Here is a 17,234-nt window from a genome sequence, read left to right as displayed (position 1 = left end):
GGCCGGGACCGCGCCGGGTGCGGAGGTCCGCACCCGGGGCGGAGCGCTCCCGGGCCCCGGGGCTGCCGCGGCGGCCGGGGCGGCTCCCGCGGCCGGCGCCCTCAGCGCTCCCACACCTTGAACGCCCTGATCTGGTAGGGCGATTGGGGCAGCCATACCCCGTCGCCCGGATAGGTCTGGAACTCTCCCGTCTCGGCGCACTCGGCCGACTGGTAGGTGGTGACCGGGCGCCCCGTGCGGTTGGAGACCGACTGGGCGGTGGTCCCGGCGGGCAGGGCGGTGCAGCTGTTGATGTCGAGGGTGCTGAGCTCGTGCGTCTTGCGGGTCCCCTTGAACTCGGGCTTCGCCCACAGGCACAACTGCCCGGTGGCGCAGGCCCCCAGCGGCGGCGGCCCCGAGGCGCGGCCCGCCCCGCGGCCCGCGGCGTGGGCGGAGCCGGCGGTGCCCGGGACCAGCAGGGTGAGGGCGAGGACGGCGGCCGAGACGGCGGCGCGTCCGGGACGGACGGTGTTCCACGTACGCATGACGGATCGATCTCCTTGTGGACGAACGGGCCCCGAACCGTTTCCGGAGCTCCGACGACACCACGCTGACCTGCGGCGACGGGCGGGCGGAAGGGGTCCCGGGCGGGTCCACCCGGATAGGCGACAGCCCCGCCGGAACGGCCGGCGGGGCTGTCGGAGCCTTGGAGTTGACGCTTCCGCGGCCCTGCTGAAGGTGCGCGGCGCCCGCGTCCGCGAGGAAGAACGCGGTGCTCGTCCCTGACACGAACGTGTCGTTCGCGATGCCGGAGATGACCTGCGCGACCCGCTGCGCGACCCGCTCGGGAGCGCCTTCTGGGAAGGTCCGTCACAGGTAACCTGACCGCCCACCGCGCCGCCGACGGACGAGGAGCCCGAGCACCCGTGATGACCGACCGACGGCCCGCGCCGTCCGCGCCGGCGGCCGGCCTGCGCGAACGCAAGAAACGGCGCACCCGTGACGCGCTGCTGCGCGCCTCCCTGCTCCTCTTCGTCTCGCAGGGGTACGAAGAGACCACCGTCGATGAGATCACCGACGCCGTGGACGTCTCGCAGCGCACCTTCTTCCGGTACTTCGCCAACAAGGAGGAGGCCGCCTTCGCCGTTCAGGACCTGGTGGAATCGCACTTCGTCTCCGCGCTGCGCTCCCGGCCGGCCGCCGAGGGCCCCCTCGCGGCGATGCGCGCGGCCGTGCTGGGCGCCTGGGACACCGTGGAGGAGGCCCTCTCCGAGGTGGTCCCGGTCGACCTCTACATGCGCAGCTACCGGCTCATCGAGTCCACCCCGGCCCTGCTCGCCCTGCACCTGCGCCGCTCCACCGAGCTGGAGGAGCGGATCGCCCGGCTGATCGCCGAGCGCGAGGGCCTCGACGTGGACGCCGATCCGCGGCCCCGGGTGGCCGTCGCCGCCTTCTCGGGCGTGATGAGGGTCACCGGCCGGCTCTGGGGGCAGGGCGAGGACACCAGCGTCGCCACCATCCGGCGGATGGCCGAGGCCCACCTCGACCAGATCGGCCCGGCGCTGGCCACCGACTGGGGCGGCCCGGCCCGGCAGGCCTGACCAGCGCCCGCGCGCGCAGGTACGTACGGGACGCGTACGAGATCACCCGCGCCCGGCGGCTCCGCACGGCCGGCGGTGACTCCCGTCACCCGGCGCGCCACCGGCCTCGGCGGTCTCATAGGCTGGGACGCAGTGAACCTGCCCGGCCCCGCCCCCGCCCATCCCCCCGCCGCCGATCCCGTCGCGCGTCCGGCCGCCCTGCGCACCCTGCTCGCGCTGGCGGTGGTCTTCCTGATGCTCGCGACCACCGGCTGGACCGCCGTGCACCGGCCCGAGAGCGGCGCCTCCCCTCGCGCGGCCGCCCTCGTCTCCTGGGCCCAGGCCCGGTTCGAGGGCCGGGCGCTGCCCGCCGCCGACGCCCCCGCGCCGGTGGTGGCACGTTTCTTCGCCGGCCTCGACGGCGCCCAGCGCGCCCGGCTCGCCGAGGGGCACCCCCTCGTGGTCGGCAACCTGGAGGGCGTCCCGGTCACCACCCGCTACCGGGCCAACCGGATCGCCCTGCGGCAGGCCGCCCGCGCCGAGGAGGCCGCCGGGCACGACGTCACGCTGGCCCCCGCCGACCGCGCCGCGGCCGCCCGGCGCGCCCACCGCTTCGACTCCCTCGCCGAGCCGGACCGGCAGATCCTCATCTTCGACCCGACCGGCGGCGCCCTCGTCGCGGAGGTCTTCGGCGACCTCGACGCGGCCCGCCGGATCTCGGTGATCGTCCCCGGCGTCGACACCGACGCGCTGACCTTCGAGCGCACCCAACGCCGCCTCACCGCCCCCGCCGGCATGGCGGAGTCCTTGTACGAGGCCGAGCGCGCGGCCTCACCCGGGAGCCGCACGGCCGTCATCGCGTGGGCCGGGTACACCGCGCCGACCGGGGTCGGCATGGACGCCGCGACCGGCCGCATGGCCGTGGACGGCGCGCAGAAGCTGCGCGCACTGACCACCTCGCTGCCCGGCCGCGCCGGCGTGGCGCTGTTCTGCCACAGCTACGGCTCGGTGGTGTGCGGGGTCGCCGCGCACGAACTGCCCGACCGGGTCACGGACATCGCGGTCGCGGGCAGCCCCGGGATGCGGGCCGAGAACGTCGGCGAGCTGGGGACCTCGGCGCGGGTGTGGGCCATGCGGGACTCCGGCGACTGGATCGCCGACGTGCCGCACCTGGAGCTCGGTGGCCTGGGCCACGGCGCGGATCCGGTCTCCACGGGCTTCGGCGCACGGGTGTTGTCCGCCTCCGGCGCCAAGAGCCACACCGGCTATTTCGAGCCAGGGACCGACTCTTTGGACAACTTCGCCAAAATCGGAACCGGCGCGTTCGCTTCCATGGTGTGTTCCACCGGGGACGACGCCTGTCGGCGTGGAATTTCCGGCACGAACGGTCCCTGACACGCGTAGACGGACCGAAAACGGGTTTCACAGCAGGGGGACGCGCGGGGGTGCGTCCCTTTACCATGTGCCGCATGGGTGACGTACTGGCCGGAAGCCATGCCGTCTGGGAGTTCGACCGCACCACGGACTCGATGCTCATCCGCTTCGCACGGGGGATGCGAACGCCCAGGCTCTGGCATGCCCTCGGGGCGCGCCGGATCCCCCTCGAAGCGTTGTCCGGGGTGAGCCTGACCGTGGGGCGGCGGGACACCGTGGTGCTGCGCGCCTCGGCTCGGCCCGGCGCGGATCCGCTGATGGAGGCCGCGGCGGGGCAGCTGAAGGAGGCCTGCGATCCGTACCGGCTGGTCCTGCCGGGCGACCGGGCCGCGCGGGCGGCCGCCTTCGTGGACGCCGTACGGGAGCGGCTGGGCCGCGGCCCGGCGGAGCCGACGGGGCGGTTCCTGGTGACGGCGGCGCCGCGGCCCCCGCTCACGCTGAAGGCGTACGACGCCCGGCTCGTCTTCGACGGCGCGGCGGTGACCTTCCGCTGGTCCCGCACGGGGGCCACGAGCGCCAAGTGGAAGGCGGGCGACCAGCGGTATCCGCTGGCCGACGTGACCGGCGTCGAATGGCACTCCCCGGACCGCCCCGGAGGCCACCTGCGCCTGCTCGTCCGGGGCCATACGGGCGATCCGCGCCCCGACCACGACCTCGCTTCGGCGGTCTTCGGCGTGGGCTACGGGGCGGTGCACGAATCGCTGCCGTTCGCGGCGGCCCTCCTCGCCGCCCTGCGCGAGCGCTCCCGGGTCGCCGCGGTGCCCCGGCCCCGCTCCGGCGACCGGCTGGAGCACCTGGGCGAACTGCACAGCGCGGGCCTGCTGACGGACGCGGAGTACGCCGCCCTGCGCGACCGGTTCACGGCGGGAGCCTGAGCCGGAGGGCGCCGGGGCTTGAGAGCAGGAGCCGGAGAGCCAGGGCCGGAGCCGGAGTCCCGAATCCGGAGGCCGGAGCCGGAGCCCCGAAGCCCGAAGCCCGAAGCCCGAAACCGGAGCCCCGAGCCGGAGCCCTCCCGGCCGCGACCATGGCCGCGGCCTACTCCTCGCGCGCCGCCGAGGTGGAGCTCATGTCCGGGTAGCGGTCGCCCGCGACCCGGCCGGCGATGGGCTCCAGCAGTGCCAGCTCGGCTTCCGTCAGGACGATCCGGGTCGCCGCGGTGTTCTCCGCGAGGCGGGCCGGCTTGCGCGTGCCCGGGATCGGAACCACCGTCAGCCCGTGCACCAGCGCCCGCTGATGCACCCATGCCAGCGCGATCTGTCCGGGCGTGGCGGAGCGCGCCGCCGCGATCTCCCGCACCGGCTCCAGCAGCGCCCCGTTGGCCTTGGCGTTCTCCCCCGTGAAACGGGGCTGGTGACGGCGGTAGTCCCCGGGCGTCAGCTCGGCCGTCGCGTCCGTGAACGCGCCGGTCAGGAAGCCGCGTCCGAGCGGGGAGTAGGGCACCAGGGCCACGCCCAGCTCCGCCGCCGCGCCCACCGCGCTGCGCTCCACGTCCCGGCTGAACAGCGACCACTCCGACTGGAGGGCCGCGATCGGGTGCACCGCGTACGCCTCGCGCAGCTCGGCGCCGGTCACCTCGCTGAGCCCGAGGCGGCGCACCTTGCCCTCGCGCACCAGCTCCGCCATGGCGCCGACCGATTCGGCGAGCGGTACCGCCGGGTCGCGACGGTGCATGTAGTAGAGGTCGATCACGTCGGTGCCGAGCCTGCGCAGGCTGCCCTCGACCGCGCGCCGTACGTACTCCCGGTCGTTGCCGATCCCCCGGTACGCCTCGTCCCCGCCGCGCACGATGCCGAACTTCGTGGCGAGGGTGATCTCCTCGCGGTGCGCGGCCACGAACGGCGCGAGGAACTCCTCGTTCGCTCCCCGCCCGTAGGCGTCGGCGGTGTCGAAGAGGGTGACCCCGGTGGCCAGCGCCGCGTCGAGGGTCCGGCGGGCGACCGCTTCGTCCGTGTCGCCGTAGAACTCGCTCATGCCCATGCAGCCGAGGCCCTGGACGCCCACCAGCGGGCCACCCTTGCCCAGTTCGACCTTCTCGATCTTCTCGGTCTGCTCGATCTTCTCGGTGCCCACCGTGTTCTCCGTCATGTCCGGTCCGCCTCTTCCGCTACGGTGCGCATCGCAACGGTGCCCGTCGCGTACGTGTCGATCTTGTAGTCCAGCACGGCGAGCGCGTCGTTCAGCTCCGTGATGCGCGCCCGCACCTCGCGGCGCGTCCGCTCCAGCAGCTCGCGCCGCTCGGCGAAGGTGTGCGTGCCCTCGCGGACCAGCTCGGCGTACCGGACCATGTCCGCCACCGACATTCCGGTGGTGCGCAGCTTGCCGACGAAAGCCAGCCAGTCGAGGTCCTTGTCACTGAAGCGCCGCTGCCCCGAGTGGGAGCGGTCCACGTGCGGCATGAGGCCGATCCGCTCGTACCAGCGCAGGGTGTGCTGGGTCAGTCCGGTCCGTGCCTCGACCTCGCTGATCGTGTACCGCGTCTGCGTCAGGCTCATGGTTCCCACGCTAAAACCTTGGAGTGCACTCGAAGCAAGTACGCTCGGCCGCATGGAGAGCCTGCAGAGTCTGCGCATCATCGAGAACTGGCCGGTACCGACCGCCGCCGCGGCCGTGGTCCGCGCCGACGGGACCGTGCTCGCCGGCCACGGCCCGGTGGACCACCGCTTCCCGTTGGCCTCCGTCACCAAGCCGCTCGCCGCGTACGCCGCCCTCGTCGCCTACGAGGAGGGCGCGATCGAGCTGGACGAGCCCGCCGGGCCCGAGGGCTCCACCGTGCGCCACCTGCTGGCGCACACCAGCGGTCTGGCCTTCGACGAGCACCGCGTGACGGCCCCGCCCGGACAGCGCCGGCTGTACTCGAACGCGGGCTTCGAGGTGCTCGGCGACCACATCGCGAAGGCCACCGGCATCCCGTTCCCCGAGTACCTGCACCAGGCCGTCTTCGAGCCGCTGGGCATGGCGTCGAGCTCCCTGGAGGGCTCCCCGGCCAAGGACGGCGTCTCCACCGTCGCCGACCTGGTGCGGTTCGCCGCCGAGCTCCAGCAGCCCCGGCTGCTGGACGTCCGCACCGTGGCCGAGGCCACCTCCGTGGTCCACCCGGGGCTCAAGGGCGTGCTGCCCGGCTACGGCCACCAGTCCCCCAACGACTGGGGCCTCGGCCTGGAGATCCGCGACGGCAAGTCCCCCCACTGGACGGGCGCCGGCTCCTCGCCGCGCACCTTCGGACACTTCGGGCAGGCCGGAACCTTCCTGTGGGTGGACCCGGACGCCCGCGCCGCGTGCGTGGCCCTGACGGACCGCGCCTTCGGCCCGTGGGCCGTGGAGGCCTGGCCCCCGTTCACCGACGCGGTGCTCGCCGAGCTGGAAGGACACCGGGCCGGGTCACAGCACTAGGAGAGTTCCCAGATCAGGAGTTCGCACGGGGATCCGGCGACGAGCTCCAGGTCCCGCTCGCCGGTGATCCGCGCCGAGTCCCCGGGGCCCAGCTCCTCGCCGTCCTCGGCGCCCTTGCCGTCCAGGCGCAGGTCTCCCCGTACGACGTGCAGGTACACGCGCTCGGCCGCCGGTACGGCGACCCGCTCGCCCGCGCCCGGACGCCGGACGTGCAGGACGGCGCCGGCCGCGGGCACGGCGTAGGGCGTGCTCTCGGCGATGCCCCTGACCAGGGCGTACGAGGGCTCCCCGGCCGGATCGAGCGGCGCGAGCCAGGTCTGGACGAAGCGCAGCGGGGCGGGGCCCTCGTTGCGCTCCGCGTGCCGGGCCCCGGTTCCGGCGCCGAGGTGCTGCACGTCGCCGGGCCGGACCCGTGCCGTGGCGCCCGCGCCGTCGCTGTGGGTGAGCTCGCCCTCGGCCACCCAGGTCACGATCTCGGTGTGGCTGTGGGGGTGCTCGTCGAAGCCCGCGCCGGGGGCCAGGCTCTCCTCGTTGCACGCCACGACCGCCCCGAAGCGCAGGTTGTCGGGGTCGTAGTGCGACCCGAAGGAGAAGGCGTGCCGGGTGGCGATCCCGGCTCCCGGGTCCCCGCCCTCGTAGCGGTCGGCGCCTCGGCGTACGTCAATCATGGGGGCCACCGTAGCCGCCGGGCGGCCCGCCGCCACCGGGGCGTCCGCGGGCGCCCCGGGGAGACCCGACTCCGCGCAGCCTCCCCGATAAGGCAGTCTTGTCACGTGCCCCAACCCGAACGTGAGCATTCCCCCGCGATCCATCCCGCGCATCCGGCTCCCGCCCATCCGCACGCCGCGACGCTGCGCCGGCTGGAGAAGTCCTCCGGACGGCTCGCCGCGAACGCCATCGCCCGCATGGACGAGACCCTGTCGTGGTACCGGGCGATGCCCCCGGAGAACCGGTCCTGGATCGGCCTGGTCGCCCAGGCCGGCATCGCCGCGTTCACCGAGTGGTTCCGGCACCCGGAGGCCTCACAGGCGATCTCGACCGACGTGTTCGGGACGGCTCCGCGCGAGTTGACGCGGGCGATCACGCTGCGTCAGACCGTCGAGATGGTGCGGACGACCATCGAGGTCATGGAGACGGCCATCGACGAGGTCGCGGCGCCGGGAGACGAGTCGATCCTGCGCGAGGCGCTGCTCGTGTACGCCCGCGAGATCGCCTTCGCGACCGCCCAGGTCTACGCGCAGGCCGCCGAGGCGCGGGGGGCCTGGGACGCCCGGCTGGAGTCGCTGGTGGTCAACGCGGTGCTGTCCGGGGAGGCCGACGAGGGCGCACTGTCGCGGGCCGCGGCACTCGGCTGGAACTCCCCGGAACACGTGTGCGTGGTGCTGGGCACCGCTCCGGAGGGTGACAGCGAGCTGACGGTCGAGGCGATCCGGCGCGCGGCCCGCCACCACAAGCTCCAGGTCCTCACCGGGGTGCTCGGGGACCGGCTCGTGGTCATCGCGGGCGGCAGCGACAATCCGATGCAGGTGGCGAAGTCGCTGATCGGCCCGTTCGCGGCGGGCGCCGTGGTGGCCGGCCCGGTGGTCCCGGACCTGTTGAACGCCACGAAGTCGGCGCAGGCCGCGGCGGCCGGGCTCAAGGCGTGCACCGCGTGGCAGGACGCTCCGCGCCCGGTGCTGGCGGATGATCTCCTGCCCGAACGCGCGATCGCCTCCGACCCTGCGGCCCGCGAGCAGCTGGTGGAGGAGATCTACAGACCGCTCGAAGAAGCGGGCTCGGCCCTCCTGGAGACCCTCAGCGTCTATCTGGAGCAGGCGAGCAGCCTGGAAGGTGCGGCTCGGATGCTGTTCGTACACCCGAACACCGTGCGCTACCGGCTGCGACGTGTGACGGACGTCACCGGCTGGTCGCCCTCAGATGTCCGATCCGCGTTCACTCTGAGGATCGCCCTGATCCTCGGGCGTCTGGCCGTCGGCGATCCTCAGTCCTAGACTTTTGTCGGACATCAACAATTACGCCGAAGGTTCTTCGTCCCTGTCCCCACGGGCGGCGCGGACCGAACACAAGAGAGAGTGTGAGGGTGCTCGTACTCGTCGCTCCCGGCCAAGGCGCACAGACGCCCGGCTTCCTGACTCCCTGGCTCGAACTGCCCGGCGCCGCTGACCGCGTCGCCGGCTGGTCGGACGCCATCGGGCTCGACCTTGCCCACTACGGCACGAAGGCCGACGCGGAAGAGATCCGCGACACGGCCGTCGCACAACCCCTGCTGGTCGCGGCCGGCTTGCTCTCGGCCTCCGCGCTGGGCGCCCCCACGGCCTTCGGTGCCGTGGCGGGCCACAGCGTCGGCGAGATCACCGCCGCCGCCTTCGCCGGCGTGCTCTCCGACGCCGACGCCCTGGCGTTCGTACGGACCCGCGGGCTCGGCATGGCCGAGGCCGCCGCGGTCACCGCGACCGGTATGGCCGCGGTCCTCGGCGGGGAACCGGACGTCGTGGTGGCGCACCTGGAGAAGCTGGGTCTGACCCCGGCGAACATCAACGGCGCGGGCCAGATCGTCGCGGCCGGCACGATGGAGCAGATCGCCGCACTCGAGGCCGACAAGCCCGAGGGCTCCATGAAGGTCGTCGCCCTCAAGGTCGCGGGCGCCTTCCACACGCACCACATGGCCCCGGCCGTCGCCCGGCTGGAAGAGGCCGCTCGCGCCCTCGCCCCGGCCGACCCGGTGCTGAAGTACGTTTCGAACAAGGACGGTCAGGTCGTGACCACGGGCGCCGATGTCGTCGCCCGGCTGGTGGGCCAGGTGGCCAATCCGGTCCGCTGGGACCTGTGCATGGAGACGTTCGCCGATCTGGGCGTCACGGGGATCATCGAGCTGTCCCCCGGCGGCACCCTGACGGGTCTGGCCAAGCGCGCGCTCAAGGGCGTACCGAGCGTGGCCCTGAAGACCCCGGACGATCTCGAAAAGGCCGCGGCGCTCGTCGCCGAGCACGCGGTCTGAGAGAAGGAGCCCACACAGCATGTCGAAGATCAAGCCTGCCAAGGGCTCCCCGTACGCCCGCATCATGGGGGTCGGCGGCTACCGCCCGGTCCGCGTGGTGCCCAACGAGGTCATCCTCGAGACCATCGACTCGTCCGACGAGTGGATCCGCTCCCGTTCGGGCATCGCGACGCGGCACTGGGCCTCGCCCCAGGAGACCGTCGCCGCGATGTCGGTGGAGGCCTCGGGCAAGGCGCTGGCCGCCGCCGGGATCGCACCGGAGAAGATCGGCGCCGTGATCGTCTCGACGGTGTCGCACTTCAAGCAGACGCCGGCGGTCGCGACCGAGATCGCGCACCGCATCGGCGCCGGCAAGCCCGCGGCCTTCGACATCTCCGCCGGCTGCGCCGGGTTCGGCTACGGCCTGACCCTGGCCAAGGGCCTGGTGGTGGAAGGTTCCGCGGAGTACGTCCTCGTCATCGGCGTGGAGCGGCTCTCGGACCTCACCGACCTGGAGGACCGCGCGACGGCCTTCCTGTTCGGCGACGGTGCGGGCGCCGTGGTCGTCGGTCCCTCGGACGAGCCGGCCATCGGCCCCTCCGTATGGGGTTCGGAGGGCGACAAGTCCGAGACCATCAAGCAGACCGTGCCGTGGGACGAGTACCGCAGCACGGACAGCGCCGAGAAGTTCCCGGCCATCACGCAGGAGGGTCAGGCGGTCTTCCGCTGGGCCGTCTTCGAGATGGCCAAGGTGGCCCAGCAGGCGCTCGACGCAGCCGGGATCACCGCGGACGACCTGGACGTCTTCATCCCGCACCAGGCAAACATGCGGATCATCGACTCGATGGTGAAGACTCTGAAGCTGCCGGAGCACGTCACGGTCGCCCGTGACGTCGAAACCACCGGCAATACCTCGGCCGCCTCGATCCCGCTCGCAATGGAGCGGCTCCTGGCGACCGGAGCGGCGAAGAGCGGCGACACCGCGCTCGTCATCGGCTTCGGGGCGGGACTCGTCTACGCCGCGACGGTCGTTACCCTCCCCTAGGGCCCGGGATCCACATTCCGAAGCCTGATCAACCCAGTTAGCTAGAGAAGGAGCGCCACATGGCCGCCACCCAGGAAGAGATCGTCGCGGGTCTCGCCGAGATCGTCAACGAGATCGCCGGCATCCCCGTCGAGGACGTCCAGACCGACAAGTCCTTCACCGACGACCTGGACGTCGACTCGCTGTCCATGGTCGAGGTCGTCGTCGCCGCCGAAGAGCGCTTCGACGTCAAGATCCCGGACGAGGACGTCAAGGGCCTCAAGACGGTCGGCGACGCCGCGGACTACATCGCGAAGCACCAGGTCTAAGCCTGACGAGCGTTTGTCGCCACCTGGCGGTGGCGCCGTGACAATTCAGCACCCCCTGAGACGTGGAGAAAGAATTCCTGTGAGCCCGACCAATCGCACCGTGGTCGTCACCGGTATCGGCGCAACCACTCCGCTGGGTGGCGACAGCGCTTCGACCTGGGAAGGTCTGCTTGCCGGCCGTTCCGGCGTAAAGCCCCTCGAGGGTGAGCGCTTCGCCGAACTCCCGGTTCGTATCGCCGCCACTGCCGCCGTGGACCCGAGTGAGGTCCTTCCCCGGCCGCTGGCCCGCAAGCTGGACCGCTCGGCCCAGTTCGCGGTCATCGCGGCCCGCGAGGCGTGGGCCGACGCCGGTTACACCGACCCGGCGGGCGCGGAGACCACCACGGGTGCCTCGATCGCCCCCGAGCGCCTGGGGACCGTCATCGCCTCCGGCATCGGCGGCGTGACCACCCTGCTCGACCAGTACGACGTGCTGAAGGAGAAGGGCGTGCGCCGGGTTTCCCCGCACACCGTTCCCATGCTCATGCCCAACGGCCCCTCCGCCAACGTCGGCCTGGAGGTCAACGCCCGCGCGGGCGTGCACACTCCGGTCAGCGCCTGCGCGTCGGGCGCCGAAGCCATCGGCTACGCCGTCGAGATGATCCGCACCGGCCGCGCCGACGTGGTCGTCGCGGGCGGCACCGAGGCGGCGATCCACCCGCTGCCGATCGCCGCGTTCGCCAACATGATGGCGATGTCCAAGAACAACGACAACCCCGGTCAGGCCTCGCGCCCGTACGACAAGGGCCGTGACGGCTTCGTCCTCGGCGAGGGCGCCGGCGTCGTGGTCCTGGAATCCGCCGAGCACGCCGCCGCGCGCGGTGCCCGGGTCTACTGCGAGGTGCTGGGCCAGGGCCTGTCCGCGGACAGCCACCACATCGCGCAGCCGGAGCCGACCGGCCGCGGCGTCGCGGCCGCCGTGCAGAACCTCCTCGACAACACGGGTCTCGACCCGGCCGAGCTGGTCCACCTCAACGCGCACGCCACGTCCACCCCGCAGGGTGACACGGCCGAGCTGAAGGCCCTGCGCAAGGTGCTGGGCGACGACCTCGACCACATCGCGATCTCGGCGACCAAGTCGATGACGGGTCACCTGCTGGGTGGCGCGGGCGGTATCGAGACGGTGGCGACGGTGCTGGCGCTGTACCACCGCCTGGCCCCGCCGACCATCAACCTCGACGAGATCGACGACGACATCGACGCCGACATCGTGACCGGCGAGCCGCGCAAGCTCCGGGCCGAGGGCCCGATCTCCGCGATCAACAACTCGTTCGGCTTCGGCGGCCACAACGTCACGCTGGCGTTCCGAACCGTCTGAGCCGTCGTCTGGACCACCGTCTGAACCCCGCTCCGTGAAGAAGGCCCACCCGGGATCCGGGTGGGTCTTCTTCGTGCGCCCGCCGCGTCGGCAGGGAATGCTCAGACCACCTGGTGGAGCCAGCGCACCGGGGCGCCCTCGCCCGCGTAGCGGAAGGGTTCGAGCTCGTCGTCCCAGGGTTTGCCGAGCAGTTTGGCGATCTCCGCCTCCAGATCGGTCTCTCCGTGCGCCGACCGGGCGAGGGCGGCGCGCAGCCGGTCTTCGGGGATCAGGATGTCTCCGTGCATCCCGGTGACGGCGTGGAAGATGCCGAGCTGCGGGGTGGAGCTGTAGCGCTCTCCCTCTGCGGTCGGGCAGGGTTCCGCGGTCACTTCGAAGCGGAGCAGGTGCCAGCCCCGCAGCGCGGAGGCGAGTTTCGAGGCGGTGCCCGCTTCGGCCTCCCAGGAGAACTCGGCTCTCCAGGTGCCGGGGGAGGCGGGCTGACGGATCCAGTCGAGGTTCACCCGCACCCCGAGCACGCCCGCGACGGCCCATTCCACGTGCGGGCAGAGCGCACGCGGTGCGGAATGCACGTACAGGACTCCACGTGTCGTCACCGGGACCTCCAGTGTGGGACGAGGTCGGGAATAAACTCCAGAAAACGGACAGAATGTGACGTGATGCAATGTAACGGAAATTATTTGACATTGCGTTGCGGGACTTGCGGCCGAAACGCCACGGGAAAAAGCTACCGTGCGCCGGGGGTCATGGTGTGACGTACGGTCGCTCCCAAGCCCGTAAACACAGACCATTCACTCAGCAGGACGCCCCCGAGGGACGCGGGGCGACGAGGAGGGACCTCCCGCATGCGCACCACCGCCCCACGCCGCCGCGCGCGTCGGACGCATCGGGGGGCGGGCGCGGTGCTCGCCCTGGTGATCGCGGTGGCGGGCCCGCTGGCCGGGTGTTCGGCCGACGGGGCGAAGCCCGGGGGCGAGCGGGGGGCGCAGGCAGCGCCGCGGTGGAACACGGCGCCCGCCTCGGTCGCCGCCGTGGGCGACTCCATCACCCGTGGTTTCGACGCCTGTTCGGTGCTGGCCGACTGCCCGGAGGCCTCCTGGGCCACGGGCAACGATCCCCAGGTCCACTCGCTGGCCGCCCGGCTGCTCGGAGAGGCCGAGGCGCCGGCGCGCAGCTGGAACTACGCGGTCACCGGCTCCCGGATGGCGGACCTTCCGGGGCAGCTGGCCTCGGCGGCCGCGCACAAGCCGGACCTGGTCACGGTGATGGTGGGCTCGAACGACGCCTGCCGTCCGACGGCTTCCTCGATGACTCCCGTGGCCGCCTTCCGCGCCGGCTTCGAGAAGGCGCTCGCCGGTCTGCGGGCCGCCTCGCCCGCCTCCCAGGTGTACGTCTCCAGCGTGCCGGACCTGCAACGACTGTGGTTGCAGGGCAAGGACGACCCGATGGTGCGGCAGATCTGGAAGCTCGGCATCTGCCAGTCGATGCTCGCCGATCCGGTCTCGGCGGCCACCGGGGCGACGGCCCGGCGCGAGCAGGTGCGGGCGCGCGTGGTCGAGTACAACGAGGTGCTGCGCGAGGTCTGCGGGAAGGATCCGCTGTGCCGCTACGACGGCGGCGCGGTCTTCCAGTACCCCTTCGCCGCCGATCAGTTGAGCCACTGGGACTGGTTCCACCCGGGCAAGATCGGCCAGGCGCGGCTCGCGGAACTGGCGCACCGACAGGTGACGTCCCCGGAGCCGCCGCGTTGACGTCCTGACGCGCCGGGACGTACGGAACCGGGGGCGGGTGTCAGGGCCCGCCCCCGGTTCCGGCTTTTGAATCACCTCAGCACGGGTGATTTCCGGCCATTACAGTTCGAGGGCCGCCGTCAGCCGCGTGTCGCCGTGCGAGCGGCTCGCGCGGACCTCGTAGCCGCCGCCGATCCGGCGCCAGGCGCGATTGGCCTCGTCCCAGATCTCGAAGGACCGTTCGGGCAGGGGGATCTCCACCTCGACGCTCTCGCCGGGGCCGGCTTCCACGCTCGCGAAGCCGGCCAGCCAGCTCGCCGGGCGTTCGGCCGCCGCGCTCCGCGCGCCGTCGTGCGCGGTGGCGACGGGGGCCAGGTAGACCTGGACGGTCTCGCGGCCCGGCCGGGTGCCGGTGTTGGTGACGCGGACCCGCGCCCGCGCGGGGGTGACCTCCAGGGACTCGTACGCCCAGTCCGTGTAGCCGAGGCCGTGCCCGAAGGGGTAGGCCGGGACGATCCCGTGCTTCTCGTAGGCCCGGTAGCCGATGAACAGCCCCTCGGCGTATTCGAGGCGGCCCGCCGCCGGGGCGACTTCGGTGACCGGCGCGTCGGCGAACCGGGCGGGCCAGGTGGTGGGCAGCCGCCCGCCCGGCTCCGCGTCCCCGAGGAGTACGTCGGCCAGCGCGGCCCCGCCCTCCTGCCCGGGGAACCAGGTCAGCAGCACCGCGGCGACCTCCTCGCGCCACGGGAGTTCCACCGGGGAGCCCGCGTTGACGACGACCACGGTGTTCGGGTTCACGGCGGCGACGGCCCGGACCAGGTCGTCCTGCCGGCCCGGGAGGGCGAGGTCCTTGCGGTCGAAGCCCTCGGACTCCACCCGCTCGGTGGTGGCGACCACCACGACGGCGGTGTCGGCGGCCCGCGCCGCCTCCACGGCCTCGGCGATGAGCTCGTCGGCGGAGCGCTGCGGGCCGAGGTGGAGGAAGGAGAACATGATCGCCTTGAGCGGCAGGGCGGTCATGTCGGGGACCTGGTAGGTCAGCGAGACCTGGACGGCCTCGCCCTCGGTGAGGGTGATCCGGGCCCGCTCGCTGGGTGCGCCGAAGAAGGCCTCGAAGGGGTCGGCCTCGTCGCCCATCTCCTGGACCCCGTCCCAGACGTCCTCGCCGCCGACTGACAGGGCGAAGGCGCCGAGTCCTCGGGTACCGAAGGCGTGCTCGCCGCTCTCGCGCGGGACGAACGTCCCGGTGACCTCGATGCTCGCCATGGTCTCGTACGTGGCTCCCGCGGGCAGGTCGTCGCCGATCCACTGGACCTGGCCGGTCGGCAGGCCGCCCTCGCCGAGGACGGCGCCGGAGGCGTCGCGGCAGATCGCGCGGAGCTCGAACCCCTTGTCGGCGGGGGCCAGTTCGTCGGTCGGATCGGCGCCGAGGGTGAAGGTGAGCGAGGCCGTCGACGAGCCGTCGAGGAGGGCGCTGAGGCCGTCCAGCGGGGAGACGATCCGCTCGGGGAAGACGGTGGCGGAGCCGCCGCCGAGGACGCGGGCATCGCGGGCGGCGGCGCCGATGAGGGCGACGGTGCGGCCGGCGGAGGCATCCAGCGGCAGGGCGCGGCGCTCGCCGGACACGGGTTCGTTGCGCACGAGGACGAAGCCCCGGGCGGCGATCTCGCGGGCCAGTGCCCGGCCGTCGACGGCGGCCGGCATCTCGCCGACGACGGCGGGGGCGCCTTCCAGGATGCCGACGCGGGCGGCGAGGCGCAGGACGTTGCGGACGGCCTCGTCGACGGCGGACTCGGGGACCTCCCCGGCGCGGACCGCCTCGGCGAGCGGGGCTCCGTAGACGGTGGCGGGGCCGGGCATGGCCACGTCGAGGCCGCCGAGGATGTCGCCGGTGGTGGAGCGGGCGGCCATCCAGTCGGAGACGTTGCAGCCGTCGAAGCCCCACTCGGCGCGCAGCACCTCGTTGACGAGGTGGGTGTGCTCGGTCATCGTGACGCCGTTGACCCGGTTGTAGGCGGTCATGATGCCCCACGGGTGGGCATGGGCGACGATGGCCTCGAAGGGCGCCAGGTACAGCTCGCGCAGCGGGCGCGGGGCGATGACGCTGTCGACGGTGAAGCGCTCGGTCTCGGCGTCGTTGCCGACGAAGTGCTTGACGGTGGTGGCGACCCCGCCGTCCTGGACGCCGTTGACGTAGCCGCCGCCGACCGCGCCGGTGAGGTACGGGTCCTCGGAGTAGCACTCGAAGTGCCGGCCGCCGAGCGGCGAGCGGTGCAGGTTCACGGTGGGCGCGAGGAGGACGTGGACGCCCTTGCGGCGGGCTTCCTGGGCGAGGAGGCGGCCGGCCCGGCGGGCGAGCGCGGGGTCCCAGGCGGCGGCGAGGGCGGTCGGCGAGGGCAGGGCGATCGAGGTGTCGTCGGCGGTCCAGCGCACGCCGCGCACCCCGATGGGGCCGTCGGACATGACCAGGGACTGCAGCCCGATCTCGGGGACGGCGGGCAGGGACCACATGTCCTGGCCGGCCAGGAGCCGGGCCTTGGTGTCGAGATCCAGCTTGCCCAGCGCCGCCTCTACGGCGTCGTTGCGGACCTGATCGGCATCGGTCACGGCCATGCCTCCTCGTGGAGTGCGGGTGGGTGAGTGCGTGGCCGCGCGCCCGCCGTGCGGTTCGGGCCGGGCGGTGCGGCTGTGCGGTGCGGCTGGCTCCATCGTGGACCCGATACCTGTAGAGCGGTAGGGTTCGTGATCTATTCGTAATGCATGGATGCCGTACGGTCCTGCTGGCAGGTGACAGCGGAAGGGGTGGCGGGGCGATGGCCAGGGCGAGAAGTGAGGAACGGCGGGCGGAGATCGTCCGCGCGGCCGTCGCGGTCATCGCGGAACGCGGATACCGCGGCGCCGCGCTGGGCACGGTCGCCGAGCGCGTGGGCCTGACCCAGCAGGGGCTGCTGCACTACTTCCCGACCAAGGAGGCGCTGCTCGTCGCCGTCCTGGAGGAGCGCGACCGCTGGGACACCGGCGGCGGCCCGCGCGCCACGGCCGGCGCCTGGCGGCTGGACCTGCTCGCCTCGCTCGTGGACTACAACGCCATGCGGCCGGGCATCGTGCAGACCTTCTCCGCGCTGCTCGGCGAGAGCGTCACCGAGGGGCATCCGGCCAGGGAGTTCTTCGCCGAGCGGTACGCGCAGGTGCGCGGGGAGATGACGGCGGTGCTGCGCGCCGAGTTCGGCGAGCGCCTGCCCTCGGGCCTCACGCCCGAGCAGGCGGCTCCGCTGCTGACCGCCGTGATGGACGGGCTCCAGTACCAGTGGCTGCTCGCCCCGGAAGCCGTGGACATGCCCGGAGCCTTCCGCTCCTTCCTGACCCTCCTGCACGGCCCCGCGGACACCGGGGCCCCGCGCGGCTGACCACCGCCCCGCGGCTGGTGGCCCCGC

The 17,234-nt window shown here is 72.9% G+C and carries 17 protein-coding genes; 11 read left to right on the top strand and 6 right to left on the bottom strand.

Going from position 1 to position 17,234, the window contains the following annotated elements; all coding sequences use genetic code 11:
• Window positions 1-101 precede the first annotated feature (101 nt).
• On the bottom strand, window positions 102-524 hold the full coding sequence (locus tag J7E97_RS34345; RefSeq protein ID WP_215035387.1) for a peptidase inhibitor family I36 protein: 423 nt from the start codon (window positions 522-524) through the stop codon (window positions 102-104).
• A gap of 384 nt (window positions 525-908) precedes the next feature.
• Between J7E97_RS34345 and J7E97_RS34340 the strand changes: the two genes are divergently transcribed.
• The 3 genes from J7E97_RS34340 (at window position 909) to J7E97_RS34330 (ending at window position 3,868) form a co-directional block, all read left to right on the top strand.
• Window positions 909-1,580, top strand: a complete 672-nt coding sequence (locus tag J7E97_RS34340) for a TetR/AcrR family transcriptional regulator (protein WP_215035385.1) — start codon at window positions 909-911, stop codon at window positions 1,578-1,580.
• Between the two features lie 234 nt (window positions 1,581-1,814).
• Window positions 1,815-2,954: an alpha/beta hydrolase gene (locus J7E97_RS34335; RefSeq protein ID WP_215035395.1), complete on the top strand. Its 1,140-nt coding sequence runs from the start codon at window positions 1,815-1,817 to the stop codon at window positions 2,952-2,954.
• Between the two features lie 65 nt (window positions 2,955-3,019).
• Window positions 3,020-3,868, top strand: coding sequence for a DUF4429 domain-containing protein (locus tag J7E97_RS34330; RefSeq protein ID WP_215035393.1), 849 nt, complete (start codon window positions 3,020-3,022; stop codon window positions 3,866-3,868).
• Between the two features lie 160 nt (window positions 3,869-4,028).
• On the opposite strand, the gene J7E97_RS34325 is transcribed toward J7E97_RS34330, so the two are convergent.
• Together J7E97_RS34325 and J7E97_RS34320 are read right to left on the bottom strand one after the other, a co-directional pair.
• The gene (locus tag J7E97_RS34325; RefSeq protein WP_215035383.1) at window positions 4,029-5,078 is read right to left on the bottom strand and encodes an aldo/keto reductase; all 1,050 of its coding nucleotides are present in this window, start codon (window positions 5,076-5,078) and stop codon (window positions 4,029-4,031) included.
• On the bottom strand, window positions 5,075-5,485 hold the full coding sequence (locus J7E97_RS34320; RefSeq protein WP_251055624.1) for a MerR family transcriptional regulator: 411 nt from the start codon (window positions 5,483-5,485) through the stop codon (window positions 5,075-5,077). Before J7E97_RS34320 ends, J7E97_RS34325 begins: the two co-directional genes overlap by 4 nt.
• 61 nt (window positions 5,486-5,546) lie before the next feature.
• Here J7E97_RS34320 and J7E97_RS34315 point away from each other — a divergent pair, with 61 nt between their 5' ends.
• Window positions 5,547-6,383: a serine hydrolase gene (locus J7E97_RS34315; RefSeq protein WP_215035392.1), complete on the top strand. Its 837-nt coding sequence runs from the start codon at window positions 5,547-5,549 to the stop codon at window positions 6,381-6,383.
• On the opposite strand, the gene J7E97_RS34310 is transcribed toward J7E97_RS34315, so the two are convergent.
• Window positions 6,380-7,051, bottom strand: coding sequence for a pirin family protein (locus J7E97_RS34310; protein WP_215035381.1), 672 nt, complete (start codon window positions 7,049-7,051; stop codon window positions 6,380-6,382). The genes J7E97_RS34315 and J7E97_RS34310 overlap by 4 nt on opposite strands.
• A 138-nt stretch (window positions 7,052-7,189) precedes the next feature.
• On the opposite strand from J7E97_RS34310, the gene J7E97_RS34305 reads away from it, so the two are divergent.
• The 5 genes from J7E97_RS34305 (at window position 7,190) to J7E97_RS34285 (ending at window position 12,070) form a co-directional block, all read left to right on the top strand.
• On the top strand, window positions 7,190-8,374 hold the full coding sequence (locus J7E97_RS34305) for a PucR family transcriptional regulator (protein ID WP_374224305.1): 1,185 nt from the start codon (window positions 7,190-7,192) through the stop codon (window positions 8,372-8,374).
• Window positions 8,375-8,463: 89 nt separating this feature from the next.
• Window positions 8,464-9,381, top strand: coding sequence for an ACP S-malonyltransferase (locus J7E97_RS34300; RefSeq protein WP_215035377.1), 918 nt, complete (start codon window positions 8,464-8,466; stop codon window positions 9,379-9,381).
• Between the two features lie 19 nt (window positions 9,382-9,400).
• Window positions 9,401-10,405 (top strand): ketoacyl-ACP synthase III, encoded by a 1,005-nt coding sequence (locus J7E97_RS34295; protein WP_215035374.1) that lies wholly within the window; start codon window positions 9,401-9,403, stop codon window positions 10,403-10,405.
• 59 nt (window positions 10,406-10,464) lie between these two features.
• Window positions 10,465-10,713: an acyl carrier protein gene (locus J7E97_RS34290; RefSeq protein WP_215035372.1), complete on the top strand. Its 249-nt coding sequence runs from the start codon at window positions 10,465-10,467 to the stop codon at window positions 10,711-10,713.
• A 79-nt stretch (window positions 10,714-10,792) separates the two neighbouring features.
• A complete protein-coding gene (locus J7E97_RS34285) occupies window positions 10,793-12,070 on the top strand; it encodes a beta-ketoacyl synthase (protein WP_215035370.1) in 1,278 nt (425 codons plus the stop codon).
• A gap of 101 nt (window positions 12,071-12,171) precedes the next feature.
• On the opposite strand, the gene J7E97_RS34280 is transcribed toward J7E97_RS34285, so the two are convergent.
• On the bottom strand, window positions 12,172-12,666 hold the full coding sequence (locus J7E97_RS34280) for a DUF3145 domain-containing protein (RefSeq protein ID WP_215035368.1): 495 nt from the start codon (window positions 12,664-12,666) through the stop codon (window positions 12,172-12,174).
• A 249-nt stretch (window positions 12,667-12,915) separates the two neighbouring features.
• Between J7E97_RS34280 and J7E97_RS34275 the strand changes: the two genes are divergently transcribed.
• Entirely contained in the window at window positions 12,916-13,821 is a 906-nt protein-coding gene (locus J7E97_RS34275; protein WP_215035366.1) for an SGNH/GDSL hydrolase family protein, read from the top strand.
• Window positions 13,822-13,920: 99 nt separating this feature from the next.
• On the opposite strand, the gene J7E97_RS34270 is transcribed toward J7E97_RS34275, so the two are convergent.
• Window positions 13,921-16,413: a beta-glucosidase gene (locus J7E97_RS34270; protein WP_215035364.1), complete on the bottom strand. Its 2,493-nt coding sequence runs from the start codon at window positions 16,411-16,413 to the stop codon at window positions 13,921-13,923.
• A 200-nt stretch (window positions 16,414-16,613) separates the two neighbouring features.
• Here J7E97_RS34270 and J7E97_RS34265 point away from each other — a divergent pair, with 200 nt between their 5' ends.
• Window positions 16,614-17,207, top strand: a complete 594-nt coding sequence (locus tag J7E97_RS34265; protein WP_215035362.1) for a TetR/AcrR family transcriptional regulator — start codon at window positions 16,614-16,616, stop codon at window positions 17,205-17,207.
• Window positions 17,208-17,234 lie beyond the last annotated feature (27 nt).

The organism is Streptomyces sp. ISL-66 (assembly GCF_018614135.1).
In the GTDB taxonomy this organism is placed as follows: Bacteria; Actinomycetota; Actinomycetes; order Streptomycetales; family Streptomycetaceae; genus Streptomyces.
The sequence above is the reverse complement of the archived record's forward strand: the minus strand, read 5'-3'. Positions and strand labels throughout refer to the sequence as shown.